The organism is Aliivibrio wodanis, assembly GCF_052920805.1.
On record NZ_JBREXA010000001.1, the window covers coordinates 728,060 to 746,044 of the forward strand.

The 17,985-nt window shown below is 38.1% G+C and carries 17 protein-coding genes; 7 read left to right on the plus strand and 10 right to left on the minus strand.

Features of this window, described 5'->3' with window-relative positions; translation table 11 throughout:
* Nucleotides 1-2: 2 nt before the first annotated feature.
* The 5 genes from ACU5DF_RS03440 to ACU5DF_RS03460 all read right to left on the minus strand — a co-directional run bounded on the left by ACU5DF_RS03440 (nucleotide 3) and on the right by ACU5DF_RS03460 (nucleotide 6,621).
* Nucleotides 3-1,004 carry a hypothetical protein gene (locus ACU5DF_RS03440; protein WP_446711781.1) on the minus strand — a complete coding sequence of 334 codons (1,002 nt, stop codon included), beginning with the start codon at nucleotides 1,002-1,004 and terminating at the stop codon, nucleotides 3-5.
* Entirely contained in the window at nucleotides 1,004-1,555 is a 552-nt protein-coding gene (locus ACU5DF_RS03445) for a hypothetical protein (RefSeq protein ID WP_446711782.1), read from the minus strand. The genes ACU5DF_RS03440 and ACU5DF_RS03445 overlap by 1 nt, the downstream gene beginning before the upstream one ends.
* Nucleotides 1,556-1,565: 10 nt before the next feature.
* Nucleotides 1,566-2,873 (minus strand): anaerobic sulfatase maturase, encoded by a 1,308-nt coding sequence (locus tag ACU5DF_RS03450; protein WP_446711783.1) that lies wholly within the window; start codon nucleotides 2,871-2,873, stop codon nucleotides 1,566-1,568.
* 223 nt (nucleotides 2,874-3,096) lie between these two features.
* On the minus strand, nucleotides 3,097-4,968 hold the full coding sequence (locus ACU5DF_RS03455; RefSeq protein ID WP_446711784.1) for a methyl-accepting chemotaxis protein: 1,872 nt from the start codon (nucleotides 4,966-4,968) through the stop codon (nucleotides 3,097-3,099).
* 75 nt (nucleotides 4,969-5,043) lie between these two features.
* Nucleotides 5,044-6,621, minus strand: coding sequence for an arylsulfatase (locus tag ACU5DF_RS03460; RefSeq protein WP_446711785.1), 1,578 nt, complete (start codon nucleotides 6,619-6,621; stop codon nucleotides 5,044-5,046).
* Between the two features lie 265 nt (nucleotides 6,622-6,886).
* On the opposite strand from ACU5DF_RS03460, the gene ACU5DF_RS03465 reads away from it, so the two are divergent.
* From ACU5DF_RS03465 to ACU5DF_RS03480, 4 genes are all read left to right on the plus strand, one after another.
* Entirely contained in the window at nucleotides 6,887-7,666 is a 780-nt protein-coding gene (locus ACU5DF_RS03465; RefSeq protein ID WP_446711786.1) for a response regulator transcription factor, read from the plus strand.
* Between the two features lie 162 nt (nucleotides 7,667-7,828).
* Nucleotides 7,829-8,152 carry an MFS transporter gene (locus tag ACU5DF_RS03470; protein WP_446711787.1) on the plus strand — a complete coding sequence of 108 codons (324 nt, stop codon included), beginning with the start codon at nucleotides 7,829-7,831 and terminating at the stop codon, nucleotides 8,150-8,152.
* Between the two features lie 2 nt (nucleotides 8,153-8,154).
* Nucleotides 8,155-9,378: an HlyD family secretion protein gene (locus tag ACU5DF_RS03475; protein ID WP_446711788.1), complete on the plus strand. Its 1,224-nt coding sequence runs from the start codon at nucleotides 8,155-8,157 to the stop codon at nucleotides 9,376-9,378.
* 212 nt (nucleotides 9,379-9,590) lie between these two features.
* A complete protein-coding gene (locus tag ACU5DF_RS03480; RefSeq protein WP_446711789.1) occupies nucleotides 9,591-10,748 on the plus strand; it encodes an OmpP1/FadL family transporter in 1,158 nt (385 codons plus the stop codon).
* A gap of 60 nt (nucleotides 10,749-10,808) precedes the next feature.
* Here the strand turns inward: ACU5DF_RS03480 and ACU5DF_RS03485 are convergent, their stop codons facing one another.
* On the minus strand, nucleotides 10,809-11,435 hold the full coding sequence (locus ACU5DF_RS03485) for a hypothetical protein (protein WP_446711790.1): 627 nt from the start codon (nucleotides 11,433-11,435) through the stop codon (nucleotides 10,809-10,811).
* A gap of 16 nt (nucleotides 11,436-11,451) precedes the next feature.
* Entirely contained in the window at nucleotides 11,452-11,601 is a 150-nt protein-coding gene (locus tag ACU5DF_RS03490; RefSeq protein WP_446711791.1) for a hypothetical protein, read from the minus strand.
* 137 nt (nucleotides 11,602-11,738) lie between these two features.
* On the opposite strand from ACU5DF_RS03490, the gene ACU5DF_RS03495 reads away from it, so the two are divergent.
* From ACU5DF_RS03495 to ACU5DF_RS03505, 3 genes are all read left to right on the plus strand, one after another.
* Complete coding sequence (locus ACU5DF_RS03495) at nucleotides 11,739-12,701, plus strand: LysR family transcriptional regulator (RefSeq protein ID WP_446711792.1); 963 nt, start codon at nucleotides 11,739-11,741, stop codon at nucleotides 12,699-12,701.
* Between the two features lie 86 nt (nucleotides 12,702-12,787).
* The gene (locus ACU5DF_RS03500) at nucleotides 12,788-13,462 is read left to right on the plus strand and encodes a DUF3187 family protein (protein ID WP_446711793.1); all 675 of its coding nucleotides are present in this window, start codon (nucleotides 12,788-12,790) and stop codon (nucleotides 13,460-13,462) included.
* On the plus strand, nucleotides 13,443-13,727 hold the full coding sequence (locus ACU5DF_RS03505; RefSeq protein ID WP_446711794.1) for a DUF3187 family protein: 285 nt from the start codon (nucleotides 13,443-13,445) through the stop codon (nucleotides 13,725-13,727). Before ACU5DF_RS03500 ends, ACU5DF_RS03505 begins: the two co-directional genes overlap by 20 nt.
* A gap of 10 nt (nucleotides 13,728-13,737) precedes the next feature.
* Here ACU5DF_RS03505 and ACU5DF_RS03510 read toward each other — a convergent pair whose 3' ends face one another.
* The 3 genes from ACU5DF_RS03510 to ACU5DF_RS03520 form a co-directional block, all read right to left on the minus strand.
* A complete protein-coding gene (locus ACU5DF_RS03510; RefSeq protein ID WP_446711795.1) occupies nucleotides 13,738-14,640 on the minus strand; it encodes a histone deacetylase family protein in 903 nt (300 codons plus the stop codon).
* A gap of 91 nt (nucleotides 14,641-14,731) precedes the next feature.
* Entirely contained in the window at nucleotides 14,732-16,048 is a 1,317-nt protein-coding gene (brnQ, locus tag ACU5DF_RS03515; RefSeq protein ID WP_446711796.1) for a branched-chain amino acid transport system II carrier protein, read from the minus strand.
* Nucleotides 16,049-16,375: 327 nt separating this feature from the next.
* On the minus strand, nucleotides 16,376-17,872 hold the full coding sequence (locus tag ACU5DF_RS03520; RefSeq protein WP_446711797.1) for a serine hydrolase domain-containing protein: 1,497 nt from the start codon (nucleotides 17,870-17,872) through the stop codon (nucleotides 16,376-16,378).
* Nucleotides 17,873-17,985: the final 113 nt, after the last annotated feature.

A 17,985-nucleotide genomic window follows, 5' to 3' on the forward strand; every position in this document is an offset into this window, starting at 1 on the left:
AATCAATAACGCTGTGTTAGCTCAGTAACCACATATTCATGAGCCACTGTTTTTAGCAGCGACAAACAAGTGCTTGCGTCTTCTTTCGCCATTAATAACGTATCGCATTTTGCGTATAAATAACTAGGGTCTGGTTCAATGCTATACACATTCGTTAATACCTCAATGGCTTTATTTGGCTCTGCTTTTCTGATTGAAATAGCATAGGCATAACCCATTTTTGTATTATTTGGGGCATTATCATAAGCCATAAAAAAATGCCATGAGGATAACTCATTCAAGCCTAATTTATGATACGTAAAAGCAAGACGATAATGTAAGTTAGCATTCTTAGGGAAAGTGGCTAAGTGCTCCAGTAAAATGCGGTTTGCTTCCTCATATTCTTGATGATTACTTAAAACCTGAACATAGCCTAAGCTAATGCGAGGATCAGAGTATTGCTGATTAAGTCGCTGATACATATTTTTTGATTTCAATAAATCATTCTGAGCTGAGTAAAACCATGATCGTTCTAAATCTGCTTCTAATGTTTCAGGTAAATTCTGTAAATAAATATCGGCACTTTGCTCTAAATAGCTTTGATGGGTATCTGGCAAATCCTTCCAAATCGGCATTAAGGCTCTTACTGCTGCTGCTCTTACTGATTCAGAATGATCATCAAGCAGAGGAGATACTACGTCCCATTTTGCTCTTCCTTGCCACTGCTCTGCCGCTTGAACTGCCGCCAAACGAAGTTCTGATTCTGCCGAACGAGAAGCCCTCCCAACTGCTATAATCGCATTAGCCCCTGAAAAATGACCAAGTTCAATTGTTGCAGAGACACGCTGTGATATAGATAAATTTGTATTTTGAGAAGACTCAGACAAGTATTGTTCTTTCTCTTCAATAGAAATACCTTGCCAACTATCATTAGTCAGTTCTGCCTCGTCTGCGCGAGCAAACTCGACATAAAATATCAAACATAGTATTGGAACAAGTATTTTCAAAACGGGGGTTAGGTTCATCAACTTTCCTTTTCATCAAGAATAACCTGAGCTAACTCTTCAGTGCGGATCATTAACGAATGCAAAAGGTATACATGCTCTGTAGTTTCCATATCATGCATTACTAACCATTGATTTAATGCCGTTAGTGTATCGCTGTAATTCACATCACTGGTCATTCCATCTTTCAAATAACCCAGATCTTGTAACGCTGTAACCAACTCTGGGTAATTTATCTCTGGCATCATTAAATATTGTAATTCTTTGCTATTTACCATATTAAGTACATTGTAATTTGCTTTAACCATTTCATAGCTGGCTGTTACTTTCTCATAGCGTTCATTACAATCTTGATGACTCGGCTTTTGTTGGCAAAAATTAAATAATTGTGCAAATTCAGTATAACGACTACGTTTATTTTCATAAGCAAGCAAAATCATTTTTTCCACTTGCTCACTATCAAAAACGTACTCTGTTAGCACTTTTTCTTGAGCATAATTTTTACTTTGAGCATGGCTAATACCACTAAGTACGATTAAACCAAATAACATGGCCACTTGTATCACTCTCATCACATTAACCTTATTTCTTAAAATTTAGTTTCATTGCATCAGCATTAATTTGCTTATGTACCGGATACCCTATGGTTGCAACAACCATTGATATATAAGGGTCAATATGGCTAAAGAACTGTTTCCAACCTGCACATAAATAATTTAGCCCTGCATCACCTTCTAAAGTTTTAGTGAAGCGATTTTTAGGACATTCGCCATAACAAGCAAATTGATAGGTGCATTTACGGCACTGGCTTGGTAAGTCACCTTCTTTGGCTCTACCAAATTCTTCTTGTCCTAATGAAAACTGCATGTCTTCTAGATTTTCATCATTAATATTTCCCAGTTTATAATCTGGGTACACATAATGGTCGCACGCAAACACATCGCCGTTATGTTCAATGGCTAATCCTTTTCCGCACATAGGCGCAAGCGTACATAACGGATTAACTCGTCCCATCCATGTTTCAACACACGCTTCAAAATAAGGTACATTTACCTGTCCAATATCATTTTCTAACCATTCATCAAAAATTGTGGTTAAAAAAGTCCCCCATTGAGAAGGAGACACACACCAAGACTCTACAACAGAGTTTGGGTGACTCGGCTCTAATTCCGGCATCCCTTGAAATAGAATTTCATCATCAGTCCATTTTTGAGGTGCTGTATCACGGAAGGATTTTGGCTCAACGATGGGAATAAATTGCAGTTGAGGAGAGCGAATTTCATCTCTTAAAAAGCGATAAACTTCAAGCGGATTTGAGCCTGTTAAATTATTCACACAGGTTAATGTTGCAAACCTAACCTTATATTTATGTAGAATATCTACGCCTTTCATCGTTTGTTTAAATGTGCCACGACCAGAACGATTGGTGCGATAGGCATTGTGGATCATCTCAGGTCCATCAATACTTAAACCCACCAAAAAGTTATTCTTGCTTAAAAACTTGCCCCATTCATCAGTTAATAAAGTGCCATTGGTTTGTAGATTATTCTCAATGGTGACTCCTTTCGGGCAATATTTTTTCTGTAGCTTTACTACGTCTCTAAAAAAATTAACACCCAATAATGTTGGCTCTCCACCTTGCCAATGAAAGACTATTTCAGGGAAGTTTTGTTGTTCTATATAGGTTTTGATGTAGGTTTCTAACATCTCTTCAGACATTTGAGTACCACAGCCTTTTTCATGACCAAGCACTTCTTCTTTACTTAGGTAATAACAATAAGTGCAATCAATATTGCATGCAGAACCAATTGGTTTTGTCATGATATTCATTCTTTGAATAGGCTGAAGAGTTGAAGATGTGCAACCTAAATCTTGAGCTTGTGTAAACATACTAAACCTCGATATTGATATGCACACCTTGTGCTAACGATTTCCATAACTTAAAAAGCATTGCGTTTAAAAATCTATTATCGAGCGTTTACTTAGAAAGGTAATCAGTAAATCTACTGATTTTTAGTGAGAATAGGACATCCATGTCCACTGTTAAGCTTAAAATTATAGAAGGCAGTACACTATTAAAAGCTCAATATAGTTAAAGAAGACTAAGTACTTACTAAACAACAAATTGATTTAAAATATCATCTTGCTCTTTCACTTTTTTAGCTTGAGTTATCATTGTTTGGTTAGCGTGTTTCGCTCCTTCTGCAACCTGAGTCGATAACTCTTTAATCTTCACAGTATTACTGTTTATCTCTTCAGAAACCAAACTCTGCTGCTCTGCTGCCGCAGCAATATGCGTATTCATATCATTAATGCTTTGAATTGCCACTCTAATACTGTTCAACGCACCATCAGCGGCTTGTGCTTTATTTACCACTTCAACCGTCGTGTTTTTACTTTCCTGCATGGCAAGGGACACTGAGTTTGCACCAGATTGCAACTGCTCAATCATACTTCTAATCTCAGTGGTCGACTCTTGCGTTCGTTGTGCTAACGTTCGCACCTCATCAGCAACAACCGCAAAGCCGCGACCAGACTCACCCGCTCGGGCAGCTTCAATAGCCGCATTTAATGCTAGTAGATTAGTTTGTTCTGCAATACCAATAATCACTTTAAGTATGTTCTCAATATTATTTGTCGCATGTTCAAGACCCACAACTTCTTCTACCGCTTGGTCTATTCGCATCGATAATTCATGAATGGAAGCCGTGGTTTCAATCACTACAGATAATCCCTCTTCTGTCGCTTCATCTGCACCTTTTGCAGCAGATGATGCACTTTGAGCATTACTTGCCACCTCTGTTGCTGTCACGGCCATTTCATGCATCGCTGTAGCTAATTGTTCTAACTCTTCAAGCTGAGTGTTCACTGCGGTCACTGAGCTTTCAGTACTATTAAGAGTTATTTCCGTCCCCTGTAAAATATCTTTACTAATGCGTTTTGATTCCTGAATTTGCAATTGTAGGCTACCTGTAAAGGTATTAAATCCTTCGGCAAGATCTGCAAACTCTTTATCCGTATTGGTATCTAAACGTTTAGTTAAATCACCTTGACCTAAAGCAACGCCTTGAATTGCGTGATTAATAACACCAAGCGGGCGCATTAAAAACTTAATTAAAAAAGTAAGAATACCTATACTGAAAAATAGACTTACAAAAACACTAATCACCGCACTATCGCGCATATCATCCATCGCAGCAAAAGCAATATCTTCATTAATTACCGCCCCGATATACCAATTTTCTGATTCTTCTTTCGTGAAATGAACGAGGTAGTGCTTATCGTTTAACTCTAGATGTTGATTTCCTTCTTTTATTTCAACTGACGGCAAATATTGGCTAATATTTTCTCCGTTATATCTACTCTCAGGATGAGCAATCGTAGTTCCATCCGCTGCAACGATAAAAAGATGACCGGCATCAAATGGATTTACTTTATTTACCACCTTCGCTAATGAGTTTAAATTAACATCAAAAAATAAACTTCCTACAAATTGCTGATTAGTTCTTACTGGCATACCAATCGAGACTAGCACTTCCTTTGTTGATACATCGACATAAGGCGCGGTAATGATGAGAGCACCTGTAGATTTTGCTTTGGTATACCAAGGACGTTGACGAGGATCATAATCACTGCTCGGTGACCAATTATCATCATTTTCTATCACGTTACCACTATTTTCATAGCCTAACCCAACGGTAACGAACGTATTTTTCAGCGTGGATCTGTTGACTATCTCTTGAACTTTATCAACATTATATGGTTCTAATTCAATCAATTCTTGAGTTAACTGTACTAGCCCTTTCTTTTTTTCGATCTCAGACTCAACAGTATTTCTGACTCCTTTCACAATCTCTGACAGGCTAGAATCAATTAACTGCTCTACTTCATTTTTAGCCACTCGCAACTCTTGAAACGCTAATAAAGAGATGGTGATAACTAATAAGAGTGATGATGCGGCCGTAATTTTATAACTAAATCTCATGGTTTTTCCTACTTACTAAGCCCAACATAAATGCTGGGCTTAGATTTTTATTCAAATGTCTATTTTTTCGTTTAATTATTGGTATTGTGCACGCTGCCAAATATTCATTTTCTCAACCATCTGATCGATAGAGAATGAGCCCGGCACTTGGCGTGGTGGGAATTCTTGGAACGTTTGTAAGAACTGAGCTGTCGAAGCTGCACCTAAATACATATACGGTAAATGCTCGACATACCACTTCGTGTATTGACCTTCCTTATCTGCATTCTCATAAGGGTCTTGGCGTAAGTTGTACATTTTAGGCGCACGAAGCTCATCAAATGAACAGTTCCATGTTTCTAAACCATGGCAGTTATTTACACTGAACATGATTTTGTAATCACCAACACGAACGGCTGAGATATCACCAACATCCGTTGCATAGACATAGGTTTTACGAGGCCATGATGCTAAATTATGCTGAGTGGTTGCTTTGCCTGTTTCTAACGCTGGCAGTAGGTTATAACCATCTAAATGAACTTTATATTTTGTGCCATTTAGCGTTTTGCCTTTCTTTAAATCAGCAACAATATTTTTATCACCAGCAGCAGCTAAGAAGGTTGGAGCCCAATCATTATGTGCTGCCATTTCATTTACAAACGATCCTGCTGGGATCTTACCAGGCCAGCGCATCATTGCAGGAACACGGTGTCCGCCTTCCCAAGATGAGTTTTTCTCACCACGGAAACGTACTGTACCACCATCAGGCCAAGATAATTTTTCAGCTCCATTATCCGTGGTATAAGAAACAATGGTATTGTCTGCGATTTTCAGATCATCAAGTTTGTCTAGCAGCTCACCAACCATATTGTCGTGTTCTACTAACCCATCGCCGTAAATACCACCACGTTGAGATAATCCTTTAGATTCTTCTTTTAAGTGCGTCCACACATGCATACGTGTTGAGTTAAACCATACAAAGAAAGGCTTTTTCTCTTTATGTGCTTTATCAATAAAATCTAGGGCTGCTGATAAGAATTCTTCATCCACTGTCTCCATACGTTTGCGCGTTAATGGACCTGTATCTTCAATTTTTCCATCGGCGTATGAGTGAATGACACCGCGCGGTCCAAACTTCTTTTTAAACTCAGGGCTTTTTGGGTAATCAGGATGTTCAGGTTCTTCTTCTGCATTTAAGTGGTATAAATTACCGAAGAACTCATCAAAACCGTGCTTTGTTGGTAAATGTGAATCTAAGTCACCTAAATGGTTTTTACCAAACTGTCCTGTCATATACCCCTTATGCTTAAGCATCGTCGCAATGGTAGGGTCTTCTTTTCTCATACCTTGAGTCGCACCTGGCATACCCACTTTAGTAAGACCGGTTCGCATTGGGTGCTGACCAGTAATAAAAGCTGAGCGACCCGCAGTACATGAATTTTCTCCATAAAAATCAGTAAATAACACACCTTCATTTGCAATGCGGTCAATATTTGGTGTCCAATGACCCGCTTGCCCTTTTGTGTAGGCACTCAGATTATCCATACCAATATCATCGCCCCATATTGCTAGAATATTTGGACGGTTAGTATCAGTGGTTGCATAACTTGACATAGCGGTAGAGGCTAATGCAGCACCTATCGCTATTTGTAAAAAGGTTTTTTTATTAAACATAGAACAGACCTATAATAATTAGAAAGAATATGTTGGATACCTTTTTATTATTCGATCTTTACGCAAAGAGATAATCAGTAGAATTACTGCTTACGGTTTTAGACTCTAATATATCTATTTCCAGTCACGTTTTACGCAATAAAATACACAAACAGAAAATTTACTCTTGAATTACAAATCAACAACCAAAAATAAGATCAATTGACAACTAAACAACAATGCGACTATCTTGGTATTATAAAAATAATAGAGGGTTACACTTATTATGTTAGAAAAAAACACTGACTTTGAATCGTTACTTATTGAACAATCCAATACGCTGACATCCAGTAAACCCCAAGCATTTGAAGAAACGTTCACTATTCTAGCAAGCCAAGCATTAGAGTGGTTTAAACTCGATAGACTCACTCTTTTCCCTAACTCCATGATTTTACTTAATGATGGTAAAACCATTTCCGTTTCTCGTTCTAACGTTCCAGATCTGGATAAAAACCGTTTTGTAAAAGGGAATTACAAGGAATACCTATCGATCCTTAAATCTAAGCAACCTTGGCAAATATTTAATCAGCATGCGTTACAAACTCATAAACTCGATCCAATAAAAGAGCTTTTTGAAGAGGGTGTGAAGTGGCATGGGATCATCAGCTTGCAGCTCTTTGGCCAAACATGGGGGGCCCTTGCCTTCTCCCGCTTTGATACTAACGAAGTTGAGTTGTCGGAGCAGGAAATTAAACGATTAAAATTATTGTGTGATATGTGGTTATGTTATTGGCAGCACTCTATGGTTACTCGTAGCTTGCAATCAAACTTGACCGATATAGGGAGTAATGAGGGAGAAAAACTTCTACTCCTTAGCAAAAAGCAATGCTCCGTTTTATCACTATTAGCACGGGGACTCACTGCAAAGCAATGCGCTGATAAGCTATTTTTGAGCCCTAGAACCATTGAATCTCATAAATATCGTATGTTAGATCTCCTCAACCTTGATAATCATAACGATCTTATCCAATTTGCGTTACGTAATGGATTAGGGATTGATGATTAAAAGATAACACGACCAAACTCTCCCTTTTACGACCTTTTCTTTTTTAGCAGTATATTTACTGATTCATCCCCCCTTCTCTCTGCGTAATATCCACTCAATCGCTTCATTACCAATGAAGCGACTCTACCCTACTCTTTTTTATTTACATTTTTGGGAAGCGATATGAGTTTAATTACGATGCCTTTCGTTGATACAGGTTTTGATACTGGTCTTCACGTAGTTGCAACCATTGTACTGGTTGGTACGATTTTTGGCGCACTGTATGGTTTTTGGAAATTTCATGAACTGCCAATTCATCATGCAGATAAAAAGAAGCATGGTCAAATGGCACTTGTCACCACTCTTACCTGGATAGGATTTATCTGGCATTGGGTATGGGTAATAGCGGTCATTATTGCGTTTATTGATTCAGAAGAAACCATTCGCCGTATCAGAACTATTTGGAACGACAGTACACCACAACATCAACCAACCCGAGGAGAATAGTTATGTTAGAAGGATTAGCTGTTTGGGCGCTCTTTATTTATATACTCCGCTTGGTTGGTATTCCGTGGGGAAAACCCTTTAAAGTTTTTGCTTATGGCGGCGGCACTGCTTGGTTAATGTTCGTTTGGATTGGGTTAATCACGTGGGCACCTATGGATCTTTCTGGTGGCTCGGTTGTTCAATCACCACATATTCAATTACGTCCAGCCTCAACTCGCATCACTGGCAATATTGAAAAATTACATATCTCGCCTAACCAAGTAATTAAAGAGGGGCAAATAATCTATGAGATTAATAACGCACCTTTTGTTATTGCTCTTGATAAAGCCAAAGCACAATCTGTTATTGCACAAAAAGCGTATGACTCATCAATTCAAGATGTAAATATTGCGAAAACGAATCATGAAGCCGCACTTGAAGATGTTAAAATTATTAAAAGCCAAATTCAAACGGCAAAATACGACCTCGACTTAAATCTACGAACATTAAAACGTTATTTAGATCAAAATAATAAAGTAAAAAACACTATTACGGAAAGCGTGATTGATCAACAAAAAACGGTCGTTCTCATGGCTAAAAGTCAAATTGCCATACTCGCTTCACAACACGTTAAATCACTTATCACCGCAGAAAAAAACAAAAACCTACTCGATAAATCAGCCATTACCGTTACAAGTAAAAAGGCTGAACTAGACAATAAACAAGCCTCATTAGCACAAGCTAAGTGGGATTTATCTCAAACAAAAATACATGCTCCAACTGATGGTTATGTGACTAACTTTATGGCTCGTGAAGGCCAATTTGTTGGAGCGATGCCGCGCTTAAAAATGTATAGCAACGAAAAGTTTGTACTTATGCGCATCAACCATCAAGCGTTTAGAAATGTGCATGTCGGTCAAAAAGCCGAATTTGCAACAGCGATTTATCCAGGAAAAATTTTTTCTGCCCAAGTTGAAGGCATTGTTGAAGCGACAGGAGAATCTCAAGGTTCTCTATTAGCCCGCGAGACAAACGTTCGTGCAACAACAGGAAAAAATGTAAAAAACAAACACCACTTTGTCCGCTTAAAAATTAACGAGCCTGAAGGTTACGATATTCCAGTCGGAGCTGTTGGTTTAGCTTGGGTGAACGCAGAAAAGCCAATTCCATTTTTGAACTTCTTAAATGTTATTCGCGGCATCATTATCCGTATGAAAGCACAGATTTATTACATATACAGTATGTAGGTGAACTATGAAATATTTCCATCAACTTTGTGATTATATTGACCAAATACACCGAAAGAAAAGTCAACTAATACTGTTTCTTTTATTTTGTTTATTCGTTAATTACCGATAAAAATTATTTATTAATAACAACCATTTAATAGCAACCACTATTTAGCTGAATAATGCCACGCTAGAACCATGGCATATTCAGCTTGTTTTTTGGAAAAATTATGAAAAAGACACTACTAGCGTTACTTATTTTCTCTTCTTACTCACAAGCAAGCGGCTTACTGTTACAAGAAGCAGTAACAGCCAATGCAGGAACCGCCGGCGCAGGTGATGGCGTTTATACCAAAACAGCAACGGCAAACTGGACTAACCCTGCAACCATGTCTTATATGGGTGAGCAAAAAACGACAGTAAATCTAATGGTATTAGATCTCACCATGGATTATAACGACAATATAAATAATGATAATGGTGAAGCGCATACTGTCATGCCTTCTGCTGGCATTTTTCATGTTCGCCAACTCAGTGATACCCTTCACCTTGGCATGAATTTTGGTGTCGTTGGCGGTTCATCTATTGAATATGGTGATGATTGGGCAGGCGCTGCTTATTTAGACAAAGCCTTTATGTCTGGCATGCAGATCAACCCTAGTTTAAGCTATAAAATTAATGACAACTTATCTGTTGGTGTTGGTGCTCAATTCAGCTACGGCCTATTAGAAGTATCTACCTCTTCTCTTCAAACCAATTTAGATACAGATTGGGCCTATGGGTTTAATGCCGGAACCATGTACCAAGCAGAAAAATGGGCGCTAGGGCTAAGCTACCGTTCAAAAGTAACTCATGAGTTTGATGTAGAAGCGAGTACTGCTAATCGCGCTATCCCCCTTGGCACTGAATTACTTATCCCTACCCTCATTGATCTAAGCGGTAATTACAATCTAACCCCTCAACTCACTCTACTAGGCTCTGTTCAATACCACGGTTGGAGTGATTTTACTGACACGCCAATTTATACAGATTCGTTGTCTCCACAATCAATCGATCGTAATTGGGAAGATGTGTGGAAATTTGCCATTGGTGCAGATTATCAACTTAACGCTAAATGGGCATTAAAAGCAGGGTTTTCTTATGAAACCTCTCCACAAGACGATCCATCAATGCAGTGGGTAGATTTACCTGTAGGGGAGCAATATCGTTATTCAATGGGTGCAAGTACTTATTGGAATACAAACCGCATCGATTTCTTCTATGAATATGCGGATTTTGGCACTATGCCGATAGATCGTGACATTGGTCCAACTAACCTTGTTCTTCCTAATCTTGATGGTGAATTTGAAGGGCACATTCACTTTATTGGTATGAACATTACTTTCTAAGATAGATAAACTGATTGATGCAGTGCGTAGCTCCCTCCTACACACTGCATCATTTATCAATTAAAAACGGTAATCAATACCAACCGAAGCGGTGATTTCATCAGATTCTATTTCACCTCGTGAAGTATCGTTCAATTGAATAACATCGTATTTAAACTCGAACATGATGTTAATGGTTTTATCGCCCACTTTAGTTTTTATGCCTTGTAGCCACATTAGGTTAGCCACTTGCATATCGACACCACCATAAGACGAGCCTAGGTTTACATTAAACACCGAAAAGTGTGTGTCGTTCCAAGGGTGTAGGGCATATAAGTTAACCGAGCCAAGATGGGCTTCCTCTCCGCCCAATGCGGCAGCGATTTGACTAGAGGTTATTTTAGGAATTGGAGAACCAGCCATTCCGGTTGCAAGCTCTGCAATATCATCGGTTTTAAAGTCAACATAAGTATAGTTTAACGATGGGAAAAATAGCGTACCGTCATCATTTGATAGAGGCAACATATAACCTGTTGTGTACATCCCAGCAGCTTCATCTAGGTGATAAACATCAACATATACACCACCAAAACGATCAAAATGTGCAGCACGTAAACGCGCATTATGAGATTGAGTGTAATACTCGGCAAAACCAACCGTTTGAGAAATATCACTGGTTAATCCACTGGCTCCACCACCAGCAAGCAATTTTAGCTCACCTTGTTCATCCTGCGAACACCGCAGCTCGTGCACTACTGTTACGAGGATCGGCATCGTGATAGCCCTCTGCACCTTGCTCTTGAGCAAAACTTACGCCCGAAAAAAGTAAGCTTGAGGTTAACGCACCCACTGCGGTTTTTGTCATAAAATTCATAATGTCATCACTCTTATTTATATGGCTAGTCGCCGAATATTTACTGTGAAGACACTGTAATCATAGAGCGATTTACACGCTACTTATAGAAAATATAAGCAATGCTAATTCGGCTCAAAAACATCATGAGATACCCTATGTACCAGAAATATAATCAGCAACTTAATTTAAACTACCTCCGTATTTTTAATGCTATTTACATGACAAAAAGCACTAAAAAGGCGGCTCATATTCTCGGTATCTCGCAATCGGCAGTAAGCCAAACGTTAACTAAGATGCGTGCTTTTACTGAAGATAAGCTCTTTTATTCTATTGACGGCCAACTTGAACCTACTTACAGAGCAGATAAAATTGGCATGGGGCTAAATGAGCACCTAGCATTGTTAGATGACCGCTTGTGTGACCACTCTTTTTTTAATCCTGATACTTTTGATGGAGAACTTACGGTTGCTGTCTCTAGCTTATTTCTGGAAGCACTAGCAACAGAATTAACCACCAGTGTTATTTTTGACTCTTTCCCTAATGCCAAATTAAATATTACAACGTGGACAGATAAAACCATTGAAGATATCCAAAACGGTGCGGTACATATTGGCTTAAACTATTACCCTATTGATACCCCAAAATCTGTCCGCTCAGTGCCCGTTACCATTACATCACCCGTGTTAATCACTAGAAAAAACCACCCTTGGACTCAAACAGACAAACAAAAAGAAACCATTCATGGCTATCCTATTGGCGGCATGCTATTACCCGGATTAACCAATAATCATGCGATTCTAGAAAAGCACAACAAACAGAACTTCAACTTTAAATACCGCTCAGCAAGTATGTCCGTCTTAACCTGCCTTGCTGAAAATTCAGATATGATCGCCATCACTGAGGCTTTATCAGCTTCAATGTGCTGTAATAACGACAACATCGACATCATCAAAACTCAATGGCTTGATGACTTAATGCCGACTCAAATTCACCACGCTGTCTATTATTTAGAGCGGAACCATCAATTGCCACTTTATCGACATGCATGTGACACAATCAAAACGGTTATTTCAGAGAAGCTCGCCAGCATCGCAGCAAAAACGACCTTGGTTGCGTAGAGAGTCACCAAATACAGTACATTTACTCTAGGTATAGCGTTTTCAATGAATCAAAATACACGCTTACTTTCTTAGGCTTGTATTTCATGAAAAAGCATCTTTCTTTGTTGTTATTAACGTCCACCACGCTCTCTGTTAATGCAGCTCAACCTTTGTTTGTATCAGCACAATCTCCGATCCATTCAAATGTACTGTCATTACAGTTACGTGAAGCAGAAGCTATGCAACCTGGTCAATTTGAAGTAAAAACTTCGTACACCAAAGCGAGTATTTGGGCTGAAACGAGTGATTACTTCTTAGATTATTATCAAAATAATATTGACCTTGCTGTCGCTTATCAATTAACGCCATTAGTAAAAACGGAAGTTGGCTTTAAACGCATTACAGCAAAAAACAATGAATTAGATGAACTCACTAAGAATTTTCATGATTTTTTTGGTATTGGACAGAATGGCCGAGATGAAGTCGATGATGATCGCTTCTATATATCGATACCTAGTCTAGGTGTTCAGTATGATGACTTTGAAGGCGAAACGTTAACCAATGCTTTCTTTGTATATAGTGAGGTAGCTATTCTTCAAACCGCCTATCAAGCCGTTTCTGTTGGTGGCACTCTTTATTATAACAATGTCGACAGTGGCCCTTTTGCGCGCTCTAGTTTTGAGCAAGGTATCCAAATTAATTACAGCCTTCATCAATATGTACACCATTTCTATGCCTCTACTGGTTTAGTGCATAGAAATGGAGATATTTCGGGATGAGGTTTTAAACTCAAGCTCTGGTTTTTTAAGTATGGGTTACGAGTACCAATTTTTGCCTCAACACAGTGTGCTACTTGAATCACACAATTACAGTGGTTGGGCAAATGAAAATGACGATTTTTCAGAAACATCAAACGAAGTAGTTCTAGGTTATCGCTATACCTATGGAAGAGCTACTCTTGAAGCCGCTATGCATGAAAATGCCAGAAACATGGATAACAGTACAGATATCGCCTTCTCTCTTGGCTTACGAGTTGTAATCTAATATTCCAACCTTATATACAATCCAAAACAGCTCGAATTAACTGCATATGAGGTTCAACTAAATCTTGGTGATTGCTTCGATATCCTCCACCAACCACGCAGGCAATAGGAATGCCTTTTTGTTTAGTAAAAGATCTCATCCAAAGATCTCGTTGATATAGGCCTTCTGTCGATACATCCAAATAACCTAGCTCGTCATCGATATGGATATCCACCCCTGCATCATAAATAATCAAATCAGGTTGGTGGTGATTAATTGCCATTTCAACAACCTGCTGAAACGCCTCTAAAAACTCAGTATCTTGAGTGCCAATAGATAAGGGAACATCGTAATCAGACGTTGGCTTACGTGCAGGAAAGTTTTTATCGCAATGAAATGAGACCGTAATAATATCGTCTCTATCTGCACAAAGCGTTGCCGTTCCATCACCATGATGCACATCACTATCAATGATTAACACCTTATCAATATTGTCTTGCTGTAATGCGTGATGTGCCGCTATAACCAAATCATTAACTAAACAAAAGCCACTGCCAAAATCGTAATGCGCATGATGGTACCCACCACTTAAATGCACCGCAGCCCCGTATTCTAGTGCTTTGTCTACGGTTAAACAGGTTCCTGCGGTAGAGGTTAGTGTTCTTTGAATTAACGACTCACTCCACGGAAATCCAATACGTCGCATTTTAGCTGCCGGCAATATTCCAGAGACTAAAGCATCAATATAATTCTCTTCATGTACTTGTTTAATATCACTAACCGTTAATGCAGTAGGTTCAAAATAACCAAGCAGATAATCAGAATAACGAGATTGAATGGCTTCATACAAACGCTGATATTTTAGAATAGGATAACGATGGCCTTCAGGGAGATCTAATTGCGAATAAATTGGATGATAAATTAACGGCAACATGATCAAATAAGCCCTACTCTAGAAACAAAAAAAGAGCAGCTATTATGGCTGCTCTCTATCAATACACAAGAGGGAACTCCCTGTCTAAAACTTAATTGTTTATCGCCACACGCTTTGGCATTGCTTTACTGAAGGTTTTATTAACAAAGATAGTAATAAATACAGGAAGTAACCAAGAAGTATGAGAAGCATACAAGGGTAACCATTGCTCACAAAATGCGTTTATTCCCTCTGGCAATTTATCTAAAATATGCAGGGCATCAATCGTACCAAACAAAGTGGCAATACAAACTACCGTTGTGTGGCTCATTGAAGTCACAGGTTTGTCGGTGTTGGTTTTCTCTGGCAGTAAGATCATTGCAATAATAAGCGCAATAGCTATAGGACATAAGATCAGAATAGCAGGTAAACTCACTTCAATAATCGTCTCTAACCCTACATTGGAAATGATCGCCGTTAATACCATAATTACCGTTGCGCTTACTTTAAAGGTGATGCCGTAAGTATTCTTATAATACTCAGAGTTGGCATTGGTTAACCCAATCGTTGTGGTTAAACACGCCATTAAGGTGATTGCAGCTAATAAAAGCTGGCCTAATACACCAAACTCCCCCGCTGCATAACGCGTTAAGATCTCACCACCATTACTCGCACTTGGTGCAATCTCAGACGAAGTTGAGCCTAAATAGCCCATTGCTAAGTAACACAATGACATCAATACAGAGTAAATAACGGCGATACGTAGCGTGTAGTAAGAGATGGCTTTTTTACTCTCAACACCTTTGCTACGAATGGTTTGGATAATAACCCAACCAAACGCCACCGCTGCAATCGCATCTAGTGTCATGTAGCCTTGAATTAAGCCATTCACCGCAGGAGCTTGCTCGTAAATTTCAATCGCTTGGCTTGGAGAGCCCAAAGGATTTAATAATGCCGCAACAACTAATACCGTTAACATCGCAATCAATGCAGGTGTCATTACCTTACCGATATAATCAATTAACTTACCCGGTTTTAATGCCAAGCATAAGGTTAATGCACAGAATAAAGCGGAGAATAGCATTAAGCCATTACCAGAATAGAAAGGTTTAATCCCCATTTCATACGCAACGGTTACTGCGCGTGGTAAGACAAATGCAGGGCCTAATGTAGTTAACACTAAGAACCAAAATGAACGGTCCATCCATTTAGGAAGTGATGATGTCAGCTTATCAGCAGAAGATAAACGGCCTAATACGACCAAAGTGATAGCAGGTAACCCAACAGCAGTAAGCAGAAAGCCGCCAATAGCAATAAGCCAATTGTCGCCAGCTTGTTGTGCCATTAATGGTGGATAGATTAAGTTACCTGCACCGAGAAAGAGTGCAAATGTCATAAAGCCGATAGCGGCGAGATCTCTTCTGTTCAAACGACATACCTTTTATAAATTAAAACAGGGTGTCAATTTGGCTAGAAGATTATAAAGAAAGGTTCTTATCCGCCAGCCTAACTGACGAATAAAAAAATCGTCAGTATCAGTAAATGACAACGACGACAGAGACGAGTGCATAAGCATTACGCTTAGTAGCAGTGAGTAAACCTGCTTGATGTTGTTTGATGTCTGTAGACATAACTTACACACTCTAGAAAAAATAATTGTCTTTAAGCTAAAGGAATTACCGAGAATTGTAAAGCTTAATTATAAAATTGTTAATTATTACTCTGTTGGCATAATGACTTGAAGCACAAATTCTGGTTAATCCTCAAATTCAGGAATAACATGTGCACTCATAATTTTCCCAATAAGAGAAGGGAAATTAAAGTTAGAGGCGGTTTTAACAACAACTAAATTTAACTCTTTAATAATGACAATATCTTGCCCACCATAACCTTGTGCTAAAATTGCAGGGTATTTTTTACCGTTTACATAAAAGGTTGTATCCCACCAAAAATAACCATATTTTTTCCCTGTTAAATTTGTATCCATAATAGGCTCAGTTGATTCAATAAGATAATTTTTATCTACAAGTTGTTTACCATTCCAATTACCATCATTAAGCACGAGTTGTCCTATTTTCAACATATCTCTTGGCCTTAAAAAAGCACCACCAGCTACGTTTGTACGATCATCATTTTGCTTAAGCCAATAAGCATTCTTAAAACAGAGCGCCGAAAGTGGACCATTCTTAGCATAATCACTCATCGGTGATTGATTTGTTGCTTGGCTTATAACCTCTCCGACAACAGAAACAAAACCACCACTATAATTAAATCTATCACCTGGCTTTTCAATAAGAGACTGCTCAAGAGTAAATGCTACAGAGTCTTCGCTAAATATTTCTTTATAACGAATATTTTCAGGATTAGAGTAAGGGGTATCCCATTCATTCCAATGAAGTCCTGCCGACATAGTAAGAAGATTCTGTAATGTTATTTTTTCTCTTCCTCCATTAAGGTATTCTTTATAATTTGGTAGTAGCAGTGGAAGTGTTTGCTTTATATCCACTATTTTGTTTTCTTTAATAGCTAAGCCAACTAATAATGATGTTAAACTTTTACTTACTGATTGAATCATATGTGGCTCATCAGCATTCCATCCATTAAAGTAACGCTCTACAACTAATTTATCATCTTTCAAAATAAGTAAGCTATTAATATTCTTGTAAACATTTCTTCCAATTTCAATTTTAGAAATAAGCGTATCAATATTTTCATATGTATCAGTAACGTTATCTAATGAAGTGATCGGATAGCTATCCTTACAAACATCTACCTTTGAAGTACTAAAGTCTGCCATTTTCTTGTCTGAATTATATAGCACTGATATGAATTTTTCCTTTGGGATGTCTACACGTTCATATACTGAGTGAGAACCAAACAAGTTAACAATTTGTTTCTGATATTTTCCTTTAATTTTATCTTGAAAATACCCATTTATATCAATAGTAATATCTCTAGCCCTAAATTTACCATCATCATAAATAAATAATTCGACTGAACCAGAAGTTGCACTCCCAAAATATCGACCATTATGTTCTTTAATAAGAAGATAAGGTTTGCTCTCTGAATTCTCTCTATAAATACCACTATATGGGTCTATCTCCGAAGAAATAGATACTGAAGATAATGAACATAAGATAACAAACAACAGGTATATTCTAATTTTTGAAACACTAAATACTAATGAACTATACCTTAATGATAATAGATTTCGATTTAACACTGATAAAAAACTAACATCTGTAACCTTCATAATATATCCTTATATTACATTGCGTATCATTTATAAATATCACCCCTACGATTATTTACTTATCACTGTTAATTTATAATGATACATATCAAATTTAAGTTAATTAATAATCC

Bases quoted from the DNA above. Each gene is read 5' to 3' on its own strand.
- ACU5DF_RS03440 (WP_446711781.1), bottom strand. From the start codon at position 1,004: ATGAACCTAACCCCCGTTTTGAAAATACTTGTTCCAATACTATGTTTG.
- ACU5DF_RS03445 (WP_446711782.1), bottom strand. From the start codon at position 1,555: ATGAGAGTGATACAAGTGGCCATGTTATTTGGTTTAATCGTACTTAGT.
- ACU5DF_RS03450 (WP_446711783.1), bottom strand. From the start codon at position 2,873: ATGTTTACACAAGCTCAAGATTTAGGTTGCACATCTTCAACTCTTCAG.
- ACU5DF_RS03455 (WP_446711784.1), bottom strand. From the start codon at position 4,968: ATGAGATTTAGTTATAAAATTACGGCCGCATCATCACTCTTATTAGTT.
- ACU5DF_RS03460 (WP_446711785.1), bottom strand. From the start codon at position 6,621: ATGTTTAATAAAAAAACCTTTTTACAAATAGCGATAGGTGCTGCATTA.
- ACU5DF_RS03465 (WP_446711786.1), top strand. From the start codon at position 6,887: ATGTTAGAAAAAAACACTGACTTTGAATCGTTACTTATTGAACAATCC.
- ACU5DF_RS03470 (WP_446711787.1), top strand. From the start codon at position 7,829: ATGAGTTTAATTACGATGCCTTTCGTTGATACAGGTTTTGATACTGGT.
- ACU5DF_RS03475 (WP_446711788.1), top strand. From the start codon at position 8,155: ATGTTAGAAGGATTAGCTGTTTGGGCGCTCTTTATTTATATACTCCGC.
- ACU5DF_RS03480 (WP_446711789.1), top strand. From the start codon at position 9,591: ATGAAAAAGACACTACTAGCGTTACTTATTTTCTCTTCTTACTCACAA.
- ACU5DF_RS03490 (WP_446711791.1), bottom strand. From the start codon at position 11,601: ATGAATTTTATGACAAAAACCGCAGTGGGTGCGTTAACCTCAAGCTTA.
- ACU5DF_RS03495 (WP_446711792.1), top strand. From the start codon at position 11,739: ATGTACCAGAAATATAATCAGCAACTTAATTTAAACTACCTCCGTATT.
- ACU5DF_RS03500 (WP_446711793.1), top strand. From the start codon at position 12,788: ATGAAAAAGCATCTTTCTTTGTTGTTATTAACGTCCACCACGCTCTCT.
- ACU5DF_RS03505 (WP_446711794.1), top strand. From the start codon at position 13,443: ATGGAGATATTTCGGGATGAGGTTTTAAACTCAAGCTCTGGTTTTTTA.
- ACU5DF_RS03510 (WP_446711795.1), bottom strand. From the start codon at position 14,640: ATGTTGCCGTTAATTTATCATCCAATTTATTCGCAATTAGATCTCCCT.
- ACU5DF_RS03520 (WP_446711797.1), bottom strand. From the start codon at position 17,872: ATGAAGGTTACAGATGTTAGTTTTTTATCAGTGTTAAATCGAAATCTA.